At 67.5% G+C, this 14,635-nt stretch carries 15 protein-coding genes; 2 read left to right on the forward strand and 13 right to left on the reverse strand.

What is annotated here, in order from left to right:
* The 8 genes from ribD to QOJ24_RS20285 form a co-directional block, all read right to left on the reverse strand.
* Nucleotides 1–580, reverse strand: a 580-nt coding sequence (gene ribD, locus QOJ24_RS20250; RefSeq protein WP_526264466.1) for a bifunctional diaminohydroxyphosphoribosylaminopyrimidine deaminase/5-amino-6-(5-phosphoribosylamino)uracil reductase RibD, incomplete at its 3' end; no start/stop codon positions are given.
* A complete protein-coding gene (gene rpe / locus QOJ24_RS20255; RefSeq protein ID WP_526264468.1) occupies nucleotides 577–1,254 on the reverse strand; it encodes a ribulose-phosphate 3-epimerase in 678 nt (225 codons plus the stop codon). The genes ribD and rpe, both read right to left, overlap by 4 nt.
* A 4-nt stretch (nucleotides 1,255–1,258) precedes the next feature.
* Complete coding sequence (locus QOJ24_RS20260; protein ID WP_526264470.1) at nucleotides 1,259–2,623, reverse strand: transcription antitermination factor NusB; 1,365 nt, start codon at nucleotides 2,621–2,623, stop codon at nucleotides 1,259–1,261.
* Nucleotides 2,620–3,552: a methionyl-tRNA formyltransferase gene (gene fmt / locus QOJ24_RS20265; RefSeq protein WP_526264472.1), complete on the reverse strand. Its 933-nt coding sequence runs from the start codon at nucleotides 3,550–3,552 to the stop codon at nucleotides 2,620–2,622. Before fmt ends, QOJ24_RS20260 begins: the two co-directional genes overlap by 4 nt.
* Before the next feature lie 2 nt (nucleotides 3,553–3,554).
* Nucleotides 3,555–4,091, reverse strand: a complete 537-nt coding sequence (locus tag QOJ24_RS20270) for a LemA family protein (protein WP_526264474.1) — start codon at nucleotides 4,089–4,091, stop codon at nucleotides 3,555–3,557.
* Nucleotides 4,085–5,923 (reverse strand): DUF2207 family protein, encoded by a 1,839-nt coding sequence (locus QOJ24_RS20275; RefSeq protein ID WP_526264476.1) that lies wholly within the window; start codon nucleotides 5,921–5,923, stop codon nucleotides 4,085–4,087. Before QOJ24_RS20275 ends, QOJ24_RS20270 begins: the two co-directional genes overlap by 7 nt.
* A 70-nt stretch (nucleotides 5,924–5,993) precedes the next feature.
* Nucleotides 5,994–7,940: a primosomal protein N' gene (locus tag QOJ24_RS20280; RefSeq protein WP_526264494.1), complete on the reverse strand. Its 1,947-nt coding sequence runs from the start codon at nucleotides 7,938–7,940 to the stop codon at nucleotides 5,994–5,996.
* 50 nt (nucleotides 7,941–7,990) lie between these two features.
* Nucleotides 7,991–8,740, reverse strand: coding sequence for a lysoplasmalogenase family protein (locus tag QOJ24_RS20285; RefSeq protein ID WP_526264478.1), 750 nt, complete (start codon nucleotides 8,738–8,740; stop codon nucleotides 7,991–7,993).
* Nucleotides 8,741–8,798: 58 nt separating this feature from the next.
* Here QOJ24_RS20285 and QOJ24_RS20290 point away from each other — a divergent pair, with 58 nt between their 5' ends.
* Both QOJ24_RS20290 and QOJ24_RS20295 read left to right on the forward strand, forming a co-directional pair.
* Nucleotides 8,799–9,209: an ester cyclase gene (locus QOJ24_RS20290; RefSeq protein ID WP_526264480.1), complete on the forward strand. Its 411-nt coding sequence runs from the start codon at nucleotides 8,799–8,801 to the stop codon at nucleotides 9,207–9,209.
* Nucleotides 9,210–9,232: 23 nt separating this feature from the next.
* Nucleotides 9,233–10,711, forward strand: coding sequence for a flavin-containing monooxygenase (locus tag QOJ24_RS20295; RefSeq protein WP_526264482.1), 1,479 nt, complete (start codon nucleotides 9,233–9,235; stop codon nucleotides 10,709–10,711).
* 4 nt (nucleotides 10,712–10,715) lie between these two features.
* Here the strand turns inward: QOJ24_RS20295 and metK are convergent, their stop codons facing one another.
* From metK to mihF, 5 genes are all read right to left on the reverse strand, one after another.
* Nucleotides 10,716–11,924 (reverse strand): methionine adenosyltransferase, encoded by a 1,209-nt coding sequence (gene metK / locus QOJ24_RS20300; RefSeq protein WP_526264484.1) that lies wholly within the window; start codon nucleotides 11,922–11,924, stop codon nucleotides 10,716–10,718.
* Nucleotides 11,925–12,080: 156 nt separating this feature from the next.
* Nucleotides 12,081–13,322: a bifunctional phosphopantothenoylcysteine decarboxylase/phosphopantothenate--cysteine ligase CoaBC gene (gene coaBC, locus QOJ24_RS20305; RefSeq protein ID WP_526264486.1), complete on the reverse strand. Its 1,242-nt coding sequence runs from the start codon at nucleotides 13,320–13,322 to the stop codon at nucleotides 12,081–12,083.
* Between the two features lie 12 nt (nucleotides 13,323–13,334).
* Nucleotides 13,335–13,652, reverse strand: a complete 318-nt coding sequence (gene rpoZ, locus QOJ24_RS20310) for a DNA-directed RNA polymerase subunit omega (protein WP_526264488.1) — start codon at nucleotides 13,650–13,652, stop codon at nucleotides 13,335–13,337.
* 74 nt (nucleotides 13,653–13,726) lie between these two features.
* The gene (gene gmk, locus QOJ24_RS20315) at nucleotides 13,727–14,314 is read right to left on the reverse strand and encodes a guanylate kinase (RefSeq protein ID WP_526264490.1); all 588 of its coding nucleotides are present in this window, start codon (nucleotides 14,312–14,314) and stop codon (nucleotides 13,727–13,729) included.
* A 7-nt stretch (nucleotides 14,315–14,321) separates the two neighbouring features.
* Nucleotides 14,322–14,635 (reverse strand): integration host factor, actinobacterial type (gene mihF / locus QOJ24_RS20320; RefSeq protein WP_526264492.1); only part of this gene is annotated, 314 nt, incomplete at its 5' end.

A 14,635-nucleotide genomic window follows, 5' to 3' on the forward strand; every position in this document is an offset into this window, starting at 1 on the left:
CCACGATGATCGCATCGCATGCCCCGCGACGCCGGTGCACGTCGGCGCGGGCGGCCGCACTGGTGATCCACTGACTGCTGCCGTCGGCCGCCGCGCTGCGACCGTCGACACTTGTGGCGAATTTCCACGTGACATGCGGAAGCCCGGTGCGCTGCTTGTGCAACCACTCGCGCAGTGCGCCACCGGCGACCTCGTCGGCCAGCACGCCTGCGATCACCTCCACACCCGACTCGGAGAGCCGGGCCGCGCCGCCCGCGGCGACCGCATTCGGGTCGTTCACGGCGTGCACAACCACCGAAATACCTGCGGCGACAAGGGCGTCGACGCACGGCGGCGTTCGGCCGTGATGGTTGCACGGCTCGAGAGTGACCACGGCCGTGCCGCCCGCGGCGCGGGTACCCGCCCGCCTCAGCGCCACCACTTCAGCATGGGCGCCGCCGGCCGGCTCGGTCGCACCAACGCCGACGGTCTGGCCGTCGCGATCCAGAATGACTGCGCCGACAGGCGGATTGGGATATGTGCGGCCCTTGACCGCTTCGGCCTGCTCGACGGCCAGCCGCATCGCGGCGTCGAAGCTCATAGGAGGAGGTGTTTGGATGCGGCGGCGGCCCGCCTCCGCAGCGCCTCGACCGCGACCGCCGGGTCGTCGGCGCTGTACACAGCGGAGCCCGCGACAAAGCAGTCGACACCCGCTTCGGCGGCCTCCTCGATCGTCTCGGCGTTGATGCCGCCGTCGATCTCGACGAGGATCGTCAGCTCGCCCGCATCCACCAGCCTGCGTGCGATGGCGACCTTCGGCAGCACCTCGGGAATGAATTTCTGACCGCCGAATCCCGGCTCCACGGACATGATCAGCAACGTGTCGAACTCGGGCAGGATCTCGAGGTACGGCTCCAGCGGAGTGCCCGGTTTGACCGAGATGCCGGCCTTGGCGCCAGCGGCGCGGATGTCGCGGGCGACGCCGACGGGGTTGTCGGTTGCCTCGGCGTGGATCGTGACGTTGTAGGCACCGGCCTCCGCGTAGGGCGGCGCCCACCTGTCGGGGTCGTCGATCATCAGATGGCAGTCCATCGGGATGTCGGTCGTCGGGAGCAGGCTTTCCACCACCGGAAGTCCCAGCGTCAAATTCGGCACGAAGTGGTTGTCCATCACGTCGACGTGCACCCAGTCGGCGCCGTGCACGGCCGCCACCTCGTCTGCCAACCGGGAGAAGTCGGCGGCAAGAATCGACGGCGCAATCATGGGTCGTGACATGGGCTCACCCTACTTCCAGCGCCGCGGAAAACATCGCGTCGGTGCCGTGCCGGTGCGGCCAGAGCTGCACGTAGGGGCCATCGCCGAGATCGTCGACTCCCGGGAAAAGCGGTCGGGTGTCCAGCGCCGTCACCGGCTGGCGGCGCAGCGCGTCGGCCACCACCCCGACGGTCTCGGACAAATGCGGTGAACACGTGGCATAGAGCACCACCCCACCGGCCCGGGTCAGCTTGATCGCCGACGCCAGCAGCTCACGCTGCAGCCGAGCCAACGCGGGCACGTCTGCGGGCTGGCGCCGCCAGCGCGCCTCGGGCCGTCGGCGCAGCGCACCGAGACCGGTGCACGGCGCGTCCACCAGCACGCGGTCGAATCCCGGCTCGAGCCCGGAATCGCGGCCGTCGACCCGCACCACGTCGACGGGCAGCCCACGGGTGTTCTCCTCGACGAATTCGGCACGCCGCGCATTCGGCTCGATCGCGGTGACCCGGGCGCCCGCCTGCACACCGATGGCCGCCAACAGCGCGGTCTTGCCTCCCGGCCCCGCACACATGTCCAGCCAGCGACCGCGGTCGTCGTCGACGGGCGCGAGCGTCAGCGCCCTGGCGACCAGCTGGCTGCCCTCGTCTTGAACGAGCGCCTCGCCGTGACGGACGGCGTCCAGCCGACCGGGGTCTCCGCTCGGGAGGTAGACCGCATACGGCGAGAAACGGCCGACGGTCCCGTCGACGGCCTGCGCCAAAATATCGGCGCTCAGCACTGTCGGGCGGGCGGCGAGATGAACCAGTGGACGGTCGTTGTCCGCAGCCAGCAGCGCGTCCAACTCTCCCGCCCTGGCGCCGAGCGCATCGGCGAACGCCTGGCCGATCCAGCGCGGATGGGCGTGCACGAACGCCATGTGCCCGATCGGGTCCGATGCGGCGGACGGGGCCAGCTCGTCAATCCACGACTGCGGGTCGCGCGTGGAAATGGTACGCAGCACGCCGTTGACGAAACCGGCTCGTGGCGAATCGAATTCGATTGCCGCCTGCTCGACGGTCGTGGACACCGCGGCGTGCGCGTCGACCCTCATTCGAAGCAGCTGATAGGTCCCCATTCTGAGCAGGTCGAGCAGCACCGGGCTGATGCGGTCCGGCGGCCGTCCGGCGGCATCGGCGATGACGGCGTCGAGCAATCCGAGAGCCCGGCACGTGCCGTAGGCGAGTTCGGTGGCGAAGGCGGCGTCGCGGCCGCTGATGCCGCGTTCGCGTAGCAGCGATGGCAGCACGAGGTTGGCGTAGGCGTCGTTTTCCGAGACGGCCCGTAGCACGTCGAACGCTGCTTGGCGCGCCGCGTCGAGCGGCTTACGGCGAGGCCTTCGAGGTTTCGTCATGTCGCCGTTGCGCTTTCATCGAGTCGGGCACCGCGCGCCCACGCCGCCGCATCCATCTGTTTCTTACCGGGTGGCTGAACCGTGCCGAGCAACACCGGTTGCGAAGCCGTTCCGACCCGCACACCGCCGCGGTCCGCCCGAATCGCCCCTGGCGGCAGTGCGTTTGGAGCCGCGTCGTCGACCGTCACCGGTCCGATTTTGACCCTCAGGTCGCCGATGAGGGTCCACGCCCCGGGGTTCGGTGTGACCGCGCGTATTCGTCGCTCGACGACATGGGCGGGCAGATCCCAACGCACCCGGGCATCGTCGACAGTGACCTTCGGTGCGACGGTGATCCCATCGGATGGTTGCGGTACTGGCGACAACGATCCGTCGGCGATGCCATCAAGCGTCGTCTCCAGTAACGCGGCACCCGAGATCGACAGTCGGTCAAGGAGGCTCGCCGCGGTGTCGGTCGGCCGGACGGTCTCGGTGACGACGCCGTAGACAGGCCCGGAGTCCAGCGCGGGTTCGATCCGGAACGTGGTGGCGCCTGTCACCGTGTCGCCTGCCGCGATCGCCGCCTGCACCGGTGCCGCGCCGCGCCACGCAGGCAGCAGTGAGAAGTGCAGATTGATCCAACCGTGCTCGGGCACGGCGAGCAGACCGTCGCGGAGCAATGCCCCGTACGCCACCACCGCGCATGCGTCGGGCGCCAAATCCGCCAACTCCGCGACGAATTCGTTTGAGTTGGGTCGCTCTGGCCGCAGCACCGTGATGCCGTGCTCGAGCGCCAGCTGCGCGACCGGCGACGGCGACGGCTTGGCTCGGCGGCCTGCGGCGGCATCGGGCCGGGTGAGGACCGCGACCACGTCGAGGCGCGCAGAGTCGATGAGCCTGCGCAGTGACGGAAGGGCGGGCTCGGGTGTACCGGCGAAGACGATCCGCATGTTTACCGCGGTGTCTGGTAGTACTCGCGCTCGTACACACCGGTCAACGGTGCGACGAACATAAACGGCATGGTGCTCATCAACCGGTTCAGGGTGGCGACCGCATCGTTGTAGTACTGCCGGGCGAAGGCGAGCTTGTTCTCGGTGTCCGCAAGATTGTCCTGCAGGTTCAAGAAGTTGTCCGACGAGTTCAGCTGCGGGTAGCTCTCGCGCAGCGCCAGCACCGGCACCAGCGCGGAATCGAGTTCCTTGTCGGCTGCGCTGCGCTCGGCGACGGACTTTCCGGAGGTGGCCGTCGTCAGCGCCGCCCGGGCATCGGTGACGTGGTCGAGAATGCCTTTTTCGTGCGCGGCGAACGTCTGCACCGTGTGAACGAGGCTCGGGATCAGCGCCGCGCGCCGCGTCAGCTCCACATCGATTCCCGAAAGCGCTTCGGCGACGCGGATGTCGGCGCTGCGAATTTTGTTGTAGCCCAACACGAAACCGGCCAGCACCAGCACGGCCAGCAGCAAGACGATGATCAGCAGCGCTGTCACCATGAACCGCCTCCTCCTCCGCCGCCACCACCCCCGCCGCCACCACCCCCGCCGCCACCGCCGCCGCCGCCACCGCTGCCGCCGGACGACGAAGAGGACTGCGATGCGGTGTAGGCGCCGATGGACGACGAAAGGGCCGAATCAAAACTGTCGAAGTTCGCTCCGCCGGATCCGCCCGAGAAGCCCCAACCTGACGACGAAGACGTCGATGACGAGTTATACCAATCCGGTTGGGGAGCAACCGCACCTGTTGTCGTCTCGTACTTCTTGGCCCACAACGCCGCCGCTCCCGCGGCGACCGCGAACGGCACGTACGCGGTGTAGAGGTCCTTGCGTGCAGAGAAGTCGAACCTCGACTCAGCCGAGTCGGTGGCCAGCATCCGGTGGAACCCTCCGGCGGCAGACCACAATTCGCGCCCGGCATCGGTGCGACGGGTACCCACGCCGGCTGCCCACGACCGCGCAGTGAACAGGAAGAAGGCGGCGAACGGCAGGCCCACCGCGGTGAACGGGATGCCGAACCACAGCAGGAAGCAGCAGGCCGCGATCAACATCGCGGCCACGTTGGCCGTGCGTACCCACAGCTCCTTCTTGTGCTTGACCATCAGGCCCCCGTCGAAAGCCCACCTCTGCACGGCCGTGGCGATGTCGGTCTTCGCCTTGTTCAACTTCTCGCCGGACTTCACCGATTTCTTCGCCTCGAACTCTTCGCCCGGCTTGGTCACCTTGAGCACGGTGCCGACCTTGCGGCTGACGGGATCGAGTTGCTCCCAATCGATTTGCTTGGCAAGGCCTCGGATTCGCCAGTGCTCGTCGTTGACCTGCCTCAGGTCGATCAGCTTGCGCTCGGCCAGATAGAACAGGGTCGCGGTGAGGGCGCTCTTGGGGACGGCTTCGGTGCGGACGTACTCGGTCTGCACCGGCCCGAGGCCGTCCGGTGGCGCGTATTGGAGCGGGAATCCCGGCGACGGCTCAACCGTCGTGCGGTACCAGAGAAAACCGCCGAGGGCGAAAGCCACCGCAAGCGCCAAGATCGACGCCGCCTCCCCCAACGACGAGCCGAGGATCCGATCCCAGGTGTAGGGCCACAGCAGAGCGTCCCGTTCCGGAGTTGGCACATCAACCCCGGCGCGCAGCGTCACCGGGGTACGGGATCCCAGATACGACGTCGAAAGCGTGACCTTGTTGCCGGTGATGGTGAGGTTCTGACACGGTGCACCGACCCCGAAGCCCACCGAACATTGCGCGCCGGTGACGTCGCGCGGCAGTGTCACGGTGATGTCGACCTGCTGCATCCGGTTGTTCCATGAGCCGGCCACGACATTCCAGAAGAACACCGACTGCGCGGCGGAGCCCTCGCCGGTGGATTTGGCGAATTTCTTGTCGGCGCCGGTATCGCCCTTGTCGAGCACGCCGGTGACCGTGTAGCGGATCTCGAAGACGTGCCTGCCGAAACTGAGGTACTCGTCCGGGTCGCCGATCTTGACCACCCGGAACCGTTTCCCGTTCTGCCACAGCATTTGATACGGCGCGGCCACACCGTCGATGCGCACCGACTTGATATCGGGCACCTGTCGCACATAGGGGTTGTTCGGATTGCCGGTGTCCCAGAACTGGAACAGTCCGTGCCGCCCGCCGGGGAAGTCGGCGGTGATGGTCTCAGCGGCGTCCATGCCGCCGTCGGCGTTGACCCGGAAGTCGGCCTTGAAATTGCTGAAAGTAACCGGGTCGTCGGCGGCCAGCTCCTGATTGTCGCCGCCTTTGAAGACAAGCGGCCACAGGAGCCCAAACAGGATGAGCATCAACGGAATCGACCACCCGATTACCCGCCGCATGCCACCTCCCGTCAAGCTTCGGAGCCGCCTGGCCGGCGACATTCAGCCCCTGAGGCGCCGAAGTCTCGCATTACCCTATGTGCAAGGGGTCCATTTGCACCCGGACGGGCTGCTGATCGTGGCGGGCGCTGAGCACCCCGGTGGCCCGCCGTAGCGCTGCGGCGAGCTCGAGGCCGTCGGCGCGCGGCACCCGCACCAGCATCCGCTTGACCGGACCGGTGGCTGGGGCGCCGGGGGGCCTGCGGGCACCGGAGGGCAGGTCGACGGGGCCGAGAAGGTCCGCGGAGCCGGGCAGTTCGGCCGTCTGCAGCATTGCGGTGACGGCTTCAGGAGCGCCATCGACAGCGGCCATGTGCACAGCGGGCGGCAAGCCGACCTCGTCGCGTGCATCGAGCTCCGCCTCGGCGTGCCCGACGGGGTCCCAGCGGACCAGCGCCTGCACGGTCGACACCGTCGATTCGGCGACAGCGGCGACCACTCCGCCGTCGGCACCGCAGCGAACCAGGGTTGACGCCGCCATCCAGCGGCGCAGCGTGTCCTCGGCCGCGCGCAGATCCTGACGGCCGAGCAGCGCCCACGCGTCGAGGAGCAGCGCCGCACCGTATCCGCCCGTCGCCACCGGCTCGGCACCCGGGGTGGCGACGATGAGCGCGGCCCCGCCGGGCACTGTCGAGATCACGGTGTCGCCGCCGGAGGTGACCACCGTGGTGCCGGGAAACGCCCTGCCGAGTTCTTCGGCCGTGCGGCGGGCGCCGACAACGACCGCGCGAACGGCGTCGGACCCGCATCGAGCGCACCGCAGCGCGGTTTCGTCGCGGCCGCACCAGCGGCATACCGCACCCGCGGCATCCCGGTCGGGCAGCGACATCGGGCCGGTGCAATGCCTGCAGCGGGCGATCGCGCGACAGCGGCCGCAGGCCAACGCGGGAACATATCCCCTTCGCGGCACCTGGACAAGAACGGGACGGCCGCCGTCGAGCGCCGACCGCGCGGCCTGCAGGGCCATCGACGGTAGCCGGGCGCTGTGTGCGGCGGGGTCGCGCTCGTGGGTGTATTCACTGTCCTCCAGCGCGATCACTCGCGGTGCCCGGGACCGCACGACCGGCCTGGCCGCGACCAGGTCGTGCGCCCACCGGCTGCGCACCATGGCCTGCGCCTCTGCTGTGCGGGAGTAGCCGCCGATCATTGCAGCACAACGCAATTGGTGGACTCGGAGCATTCCGACCTCGCGAGCGTGCGGGTACGGCGCCCGAGGCTCGGAGAGGGAGTCGTCGCCGTCGTCCCACACCAGTACCAGACCGAGATCGGCGACCGGAGCGAATACCGCGCTGCGCGTTCCGATGACCAGCCGGGCCGAACCACGCAGCACCGACAGCCATCGCCGGTACCGCTGCGCGGGGCCGAGTCCCGCCGAAAGCGCGACCACCCGGCTTTCGTCGACGAACCGGACGGCGGCGTCGTGAAGCGAGTCGACGTCGCGCTGATCGGGCACGATCGCCAGCACACCGCGTCCGGCCTCGACGGTGGCCGCCGCGAGCTCGGCCAGCCGTTCGGCCCACTGTTCGCCCGGCAGGGCCTGCCAGGCCGCCCTGGCGGCGCGGCCCTCCCGGATGGCGGCGAAAAACTGTGCGCTCCTTCCGTATTCGGCCCACCGGTCCGTGTCGACGGCGGCGACGGTCAGCGGTGCGGGGACGTCGGGCGATTCCTTTTCGACGTTGGCGTGCCGCGGCGGAATCGCCAGCCGGAGCACGTCGGCCCTGGTTCCTGCGTAGCGCGCCGCGACAGCGTCGACAAGGCGACGCACGTCGGGCGTCAGCACCTGTTCGGCGGACACCACCCGATCCAGGAATCCCAGTTTGCCGACATGATCTGTCTCCGAGCGTCTTTCGAGGATGAACGCGTCGACCAGGCGACCGTGGAACCGCACCCGGACGCGCACACCGGGCTGCGCGTCGTCCGATTGTTCGGCGCTGACCAGGTAGTCGAAGTCGCGATCCAGGTGCGGCACCGACAGCATTGGCAGCACCCGGGCGATCGGCTCGTGCTCCGCCGCGGTCTTGCTCACCCCTACCGTCTAGCAGACGGATCGGACGTCCGGCCGAAAAAGAAGCCTGCGGTGATCCCGACCAGCGATGTCGCGTACACCCACCAGATCGGCACCGCGAGCGTCTCGGACCCCAGAACGAACTTGTTGATGCCGATCATCGCGTCCGAAACCGCGAAACACAGCGCACCCAGCGCCGTCCACGGCGTCGGCAGGCGGGCCAGCAGCGCCGCGCACACCATCGCGCCGAGCACCGCGATGTAGACGGTCACCGCAATGGTCATGCCTTCGGCGACCAGTTTCGGCCAGAACCAGATGAGCAGAGCGACGCACGCGGCCACCACCAACGCGGCAGCGGTCAGCCGCGGCGCCGACGACGAACAAAGCGGCAGCAGCGCGGCCAGGAAGCACAGATGGGCGACCAGAAATGCGGCCAGACCCAGCACGAACGACGGCTCCCACCCCGGCATGGCCAGCAGAAAGTCCCCTGCCGCCGACCCAATGAGTGCGCCGACCAGCCAGCGCCGTTCCCGCTGGACCGGGTGGGTGACCGCGGCGGCGGCCAGCAGCACGGCGGGCGCGGCCTTGACGGCGGGCTGCAACCAGAACTGACCGGCCAACTCGGCACCTGAGGGCAGCCGCAGAGCGGTGAAGACGAGGAAGGCGCCGTAGCAGACGGCGACGGCCACGGCCGCCAACCACAGCGCCCTGGTCAACCGCTGCGGGTTCGTGACCGACGAGAAGCCGGCATGGCCGGCATCGGTGGACGCCATTCTGCTGAAGGTACACAGACCTCGGACTATCCACATCGACCCGGGCGTTGCATGTTCAATGAGTGCGCAGAATTCCGTGGATATCGTGCACGCGTTCTGGGATGCCGTCTGGAACGCCCACGATCCCGCCGCCGCCGACCGGTTCGTCACCGACGATTTCGTCATCGTCACCGGCGGAGAGACCATTTCCGGGCGTGAGAATTTCAAGACGTGGATCACGGACTTCCTGGCGAAGCTGACCGACCTGCACTTAGATGTCGTCGAATCGTTCCAGAACGCCGACGGCAGTCGGGTGACGTCGCGGTGGATACTGACCGGAAAAAACAACGGGCTGTTCGGTACCGAACCCGACCAGCAGGACATCGCCATGACGGGCACCGCCGTCTGGGCCGTGCGCGAGGACGGCAAGCTCTTGAGGAATTGGGTGGAGCGGGCATCGTGGGAGCTATCGCAGCGGCTTAGGCTCTAAGCACTCGCACGGACGGAGGCCCGATGGCAGTGCCCGATCACGAGACGGTCATCGTTGGTGCCGGATTCTCCGGCATCGGTACCGCAATCCTGCTGGACAAGGCGTGCATGGGTGACTACTTGCTGATCGAGGCCGCCGACGGGTGCGGAGGGACATGGCATTGGAACACCTATCCCGGTATCGCCGTTGACATCCCGTCCTACTCCTACCAGTTCTCCTTCGAGCAGAGTCCTGACTGGACTCGCACGTACGCACCTGGTCGCGAGCTGAAGGCGTACGCCGAGCACTGCGTCGAGAAGTACAACCTGAGGAGCAGGATCCGGTTCAACACCAGGGTTGTGCGCGTGGTGTTCGATGAGGACGCCGACCTCTGGCGCATCGAGACCGACTCTGGAGACGCCGTCACCGCGCGGTTTCTGATCAACGCGGGCGGAGTGCTGACCACTCCGCACCTGCCCGACATCGACGGCGTCGATTCGTTCGCCGGCGTGACCATGCACACGGCGCGCTGGGACCACAGCCAGGATCTCGCAGGCAAGCGCGTCGCCATCATCGGAACCGGGGCATCCGCCGTCCAGGTCATTCCCGAGATCGCACCAATCGTCGAGCACCTCACCGTCTTTCAGCGCACACCGATCTGGTGTTTCCCGAAGGCGGACGTGCCATTGTCTCCCGCCGCTCGGCGCGCGATGCGGCTTCCCGGCGTCAAGGGCGTGCAACGCCTGCTCAGTCAGGCCTACGTCGAGCTGACGTTTCCGCTTGCCGCGCAATACTTCACGGTCAACCCGATGGCCAAGCGCGCACCGAAACTGGGCAAGGCGTATCTCCGCAAGCAGGTCAAGGACCCCGATGTGCGGGACAAGCTGACGCCGCGGTACGCGGTGGGATGCAAGCGCCCCGGCTTCCACAACACGTACCTGTCGACGTTCAACCGCGACAATGTCAGCCTGGTCACCGAGCCGATCGACAAGATCGCCGGCTCGGGCGTCGTCACCGCCGACGGCGAGTTCCACGACGTCGACGTTCTGATTCTGGCGACGGGTTTCAAGGTGTTGGACCCCGACGGCGTGCTCACCTATTCGGTCAGCGGCTTGCAGGGCAAGACGCTGACCCAGTACTGGGACGACCGCCGGTTGCAGGCCTACGAAGGCGTCAGCATCCCCGGGTTCCCGAACTTCTTCACCGTGTTCGGGCCGTACGGCTACGTCGGCTCGTCGTACTTCGCACTGATCGAATCGCAAAGCCACCACATCGTGCGCTGCCTCAAATACGCGAACGGCCGTGGCGCCACCAGGGTGGAGGTGACTCAGGAGGCCAACAACCGCTACTTCGCGGAGATGATGCGCAAGCGCCACCGCCAGATCTTCTGGCAGGACAGCTGCTCTCTGGCCAACAGCTACTACTTCGACAAGAACGGCGACGTGCCGCTGCGGCCTGCCACCACCATGGAGGCGTACTGGCGCAGCCGCCGCTACCCGTTGGCCGATTACCAGTTCGGCTAGATAGCTAGACCGAAGCCTTCAGCTCGTCGACCTTGTTGAGCTGCTCCCACGGCAGCTCCACGTCCGTGCGGCCGAAGTGGCCGTAGGCGGCGGTCTGCGCGTAGATCGGCCGAAGCAGGTCCAGATCGCGGACGATCGCGCCGGGCCGCAGGTCGAACACCGATGTGATGGCCTTCTCGATCCGGGCCGGGTCGACGGTCTCGGTGCCGAACGTCTCGACGAACAGCCCGACCGGGGCGGCTTTGCCGATGGCGTAGGCCACCTGCACCTCGATCCGCTCGGCCAGGCCTGCTGCGACGACGTTCTTTGCCACCCAGCGCATCGCGTATGCCGCGGAACGGTCCACCTTGGACGGATCCTTGCCGGAGAACGCCCCACCGCCGTGGCGGGCCCACCCTCCGTAGGTGTCGACGATGATCTTGCGGCCGGTCAGCCCCGCATCGCCCATCGGGCCGCCGAGCACGAACTTTCCGGTCGGGTTGACCAGCAGGCGGTAGTCCGAGGTGTCCATGGTGTCGTGCTTCAGGTCGTCGAGGACGGTGTTGACGACCTTCTCGCGGATATCCGGGGTGAGCGTCGCCTCCAGGTCGATGCCGTCGGCATGCTGCGTGGACAGCACGACGGTGTCCAACCGGACCGGGGTGTGGCCGTCGTACTGCACCGTGACCTGGGTCTTGCCGTCGGGGCGCAGGTAGTCGAGCACGCCACTCTTGCGAACCTCGGTCAGCCTGCGCGAGAGCCGGTGCGCCAGCGCGATCGGCAGCGGCATCAGCTCGGGGGTGTCCTTGATGGCGTAGCCGAACATCAGGCCCTGGTCGCCCGCGCCCTGCAGGTCCAGGGGATCGCCGGCGCCCTCGACGCGCGTCTCGTGGGCGGTGTCGACGCCCTGGGCGATGTCGGGCGACTGCGCGCCGATGCCGATGTTGACGCCACAGGTGCTGCCGTCGAAGCCCTTGTCCGACGAGTCATAGCCGATATCGAGGATGCGAGCGCGCACGGTGTTGGTGATATCGGCGAACGCCTCCTTCGCAGAAGTCGTGACCTCGCCGACGACATGCACCTGGCCGGTGGTGACCAGCGTCTCGACCGCGACCCGCGACTTGGGATCGTCGGCAAGCAGCGCGTCGAGCACCGAGTCGCTGATCGCGTCGCAGATCTTGTCGGGGTGCCCTTCGGTCACCGACTCACTGGTGAACAGCCGACCTTCGCTCACGGTTCATTCCTCTCGCTACAGCTCTCTCAAAGAAAGTTAGACAGTCAAATTATAACGTTGTCCCATGTCGCCGCCGTTGCGGCTCCACTCGTTGCACCCAAACGTGCGGTCCCGTCGTGCGCAACCCTTACGCGCATTGCGGATATGTACGTTCAGTCACCCGCCGCTGTTGTGCAGGAACGCCACGATCGCGTCCACGATACGGCTGGCCATCAGAGTTTTCGAACCGTGCTCCATCGCGGCCTCCGTGCCATCGGATGCGAGCAGCCATCCGTCGTTGCTGTCCACCTCGAATGCACGGTTCTCCCCGACGGCGTTGACGACAAGCAAGTCGCAGCCCTTGCGGGCGAGCTTGGAACGGGCGTGAAACAGCACGTCGCCGTTCGCGTCGCCGGTCTCTGCGGCGAACCCGACGATCGCACGCATGTTGGGCAGCTGCCCGTCGGTACGCGCCCGCACCGTCCCCGCCAGCACGTCGTCTGTCCGGGTGAGCTCGATCGCGGTCGGCTCAGAGGCGCCCTTCTTGATCTTGTTGGTCTCTACGTGCACGGGCCGAAAGTCGGCGACCGCCGCGGCCATCACGAGCACGTGAGCCTCGGGGGCGTGCTTGGACACCGCGTCCCGCAGCTGGGCCGCCGAACCGATGCGAACCACATCGACGCCCGCAGGATCAGCGAGCCCTGCGGTATTGCCTGCGATCAGCGTCACATCGGCGCCGCGTTGGGCGGCGACGCGTGCCACCGCGTAACCCTGCTTGCCCGACGATCGGTTGCCGATGAAACGCACCGGGTCAAGCGGTTCGCGGGTACCGCCCGCCGAGACGAGCACCTTGACCCCGGCGAGGTCATACGGCAGCGCGTCGGCGCGATCGAGGAGCAGGTGGGCGAACGTGGTGATCTCTTCGGCCTCTGGCAGCCGTCCGGCGCCGCTGTCGGCGCCGGTGAGCCGGCCCGATGCCGGTTCGAGCACGATTGCGCCGCGCCGGCGCAACGTGTCCACGTTGTCGACGGTGGCGGGGTGAAACCACATCTCGGTGTGCATCGCGGGCGCGAAGAGCACCGGACACCGGGCGGTCAACAGCGTGGCGGTCAATAGGTCGTCGGCACGGCCCGCCACGGCGCGGGCGAGCAGGTCCGCGGTAGCCGGCGCGACGATGACGAGGTCGGCTTCCTGCCCGATGCGGACGTGCGGCACCTCGTGGACGTCATCCCAAACGCCGGTGTGGACAGGGTGGCCGGAGAGCGCCTCGAAAGTGGCAGCGCCGACAAAGCGCAGTGCGGACTCGGTGGGAACGACGCGGACCAGATGGCCTGCTTCGGTGAGCTGACGGACCACCGTGCATGCCTTGTATGCGGCGATGCCTCCGGATACGCCGACGATGATCCGCTTGCGCTCCATGAGCGCGGAGGCCTAGCCCTCGCCCTCGGTGTGCTCGAGCAGGTCTCCGTGGATCTCGCGCAGCGCGATCGACAGCGGCTTCTCCTGCAGGCCGGGCTCGACCAGCGGGCCGACGTACTCGAGGATTCCGTCGCCGAGCTGGTTGTAGTAGTCGTTGATCTGGCGCGCGCGCTTGGCGGCGTAGATCACCAGCGCGTACTTGCTGGATGCGCGGTCGAGCAGGTCGTCGATGGGCGGGTTGGTGATGCCCAGCGGTGTGTCGTAGCCACCGTGGGGCGACTTAAGGTCCTCGACGGCGGCCAGCGGCGCGTCGGCGTGCGGGGTGCTCACGAAAAAATCTCCTGGCGTTTCGATCAATGCTCGAGTGGCTTACGGGCCGCGTCGCGCCGTGCCCGGCGCTTGGCTTATCTGAGGGCCACCAGCAAGGATACCAATTCAGCGCAGGCAGACTCCAATTGACTGTTCACCACGACGCGGTCGAAGTCGTCTTTGGCGGCCAATTCGGCTCGAGCCGTGGCCAGCCTTCGCTCCATCACCTCTGGCGTTTCGGTGCCGCGGCCGGTCAGGCGACTCTCCAGGGCGTCCCAGCTGGGCGGTGCCACAAAAACCGAGAGCGCTTCCGGCATCGCCTGCTTGACGGCCCGCGCGCCGGCCAGATCGACTTCGATGAGCACGGGATGGCCAGCGGCAGTGGCATCGTGGATGGGTTGTGCGGGCGTCCCAGAGCGGTGCAGCCCGCCGTGGATCTCGGCCCACTCGAGCAGTGCGCCGTCATCGATCAACGCCTGAAACTGTTCGGCCGAGACGAACGAGTAGTCAACGCCGTCGACCTCACCTGGGCGTGGTGCCCTTGTGGTCACGGAAACGCTGAAGTGCAGGTCGGGAATTCGTTCGCGCAAGCAACGCACGATCGTCGACTTCCCGACGGCAGACGGGCCGGACAGCACCACGACCGGAGCCTTGGGGTTGTCCGGCCCTCCGCCTTCGCTCACTGACCCGCTACTGGTCGAACTTCTCCAGCAGGGCCTTGCGCTGGCGATCGCCGAGACCGCGCAGACGGCGGGTCGGGGCGATCTCGAGCTCGGTCATGATTTCCTGCGCCTTGACCTTGCCGACCTTGGGCAGGGCCTCAAGGAGCGCAGAAACCTTCATCTTGCCGAAGACCTCGTTGGTCTCGGCATCCTTCAGCACCTGCTTGAGGTTGGTGCCGCCGCGCTTGAGCCGATCTTTGAGTTCGGCACGTGCTCGACGTGCGGCAGCAGCCTTCTCCAACGCTGCCGCGCGCTGTTCGTCGGTCAACTGGGGAAGGGCCA

This window comes from Mycobacterium sp. (assembly GCF_032159775.1).
Lineage (GTDB): Bacteria > Actinomycetota > Actinomycetes > Mycobacteriales > Mycobacteriaceae > Mycobacterium.

Bases quoted from the DNA above. Each gene is read 5' to 3' on its own strand.
- QOJ24_RS20285 (WP_526264478.1), bottom strand. From the start codon at position 8,740: ATGGCGTCCACCGATGCCGGCCATGCCGGCTTCTCGTCGGTCACGAAC.
- QOJ24_RS20260 (WP_526264470.1), bottom strand. From the start codon at position 2,623: ATGACGAAACCTCGAAGGCCTCGCCGTAAGCCGCTCGACGCGGCGCGC.
- fmt (WP_526264472.1), bottom strand. From the start codon at position 3,552: ATGCGGATCGTCTTCGCCGGTACACCCGAGCCCGCCCTTCCGTCACTG.
- coaBC (WP_526264486.1), bottom strand. From the start codon at position 13,322: ATGGAGCGCAAGCGGATCATCGTCGGCGTATCCGGAGGCATCGCCGCA.
- QOJ24_RS20290 (WP_526264480.1), top strand. From the start codon at position 8,799: ATGAGTGCGCAGAATTCCGTGGATATCGTGCACGCGTTCTGGGATGCC.
- QOJ24_RS20275 (WP_526264476.1), bottom strand. From the start codon at position 5,923: ATGCGGCGGGTAATCGGGTGGTCGATTCCGTTGATGCTCATCCTGTTT.
- QOJ24_RS20295 (WP_526264482.1), top strand. From the start codon at position 9,233: ATGGCAGTGCCCGATCACGAGACGGTCATCGTTGGTGCCGGATTCTCC.
- QOJ24_RS20280 (WP_526264494.1), bottom strand. From the start codon at position 7,940: ATGCTGTCGGTGCCGCACCTGGATCGCGACTTCGACTACCTGGTCAGC.
- rpe (WP_526264468.1), bottom strand. From the start codon at position 1,254: ATGTCACGACCCATGATTGCGCCGTCGATTCTTGCCGCCGACTTCTCC.
- QOJ24_RS20270 (WP_526264474.1), bottom strand. From the start codon at position 4,091: ATGGTGACAGCGCTGCTGATCATCGTCTTGCTGCTGGCCGTGCTGGTG.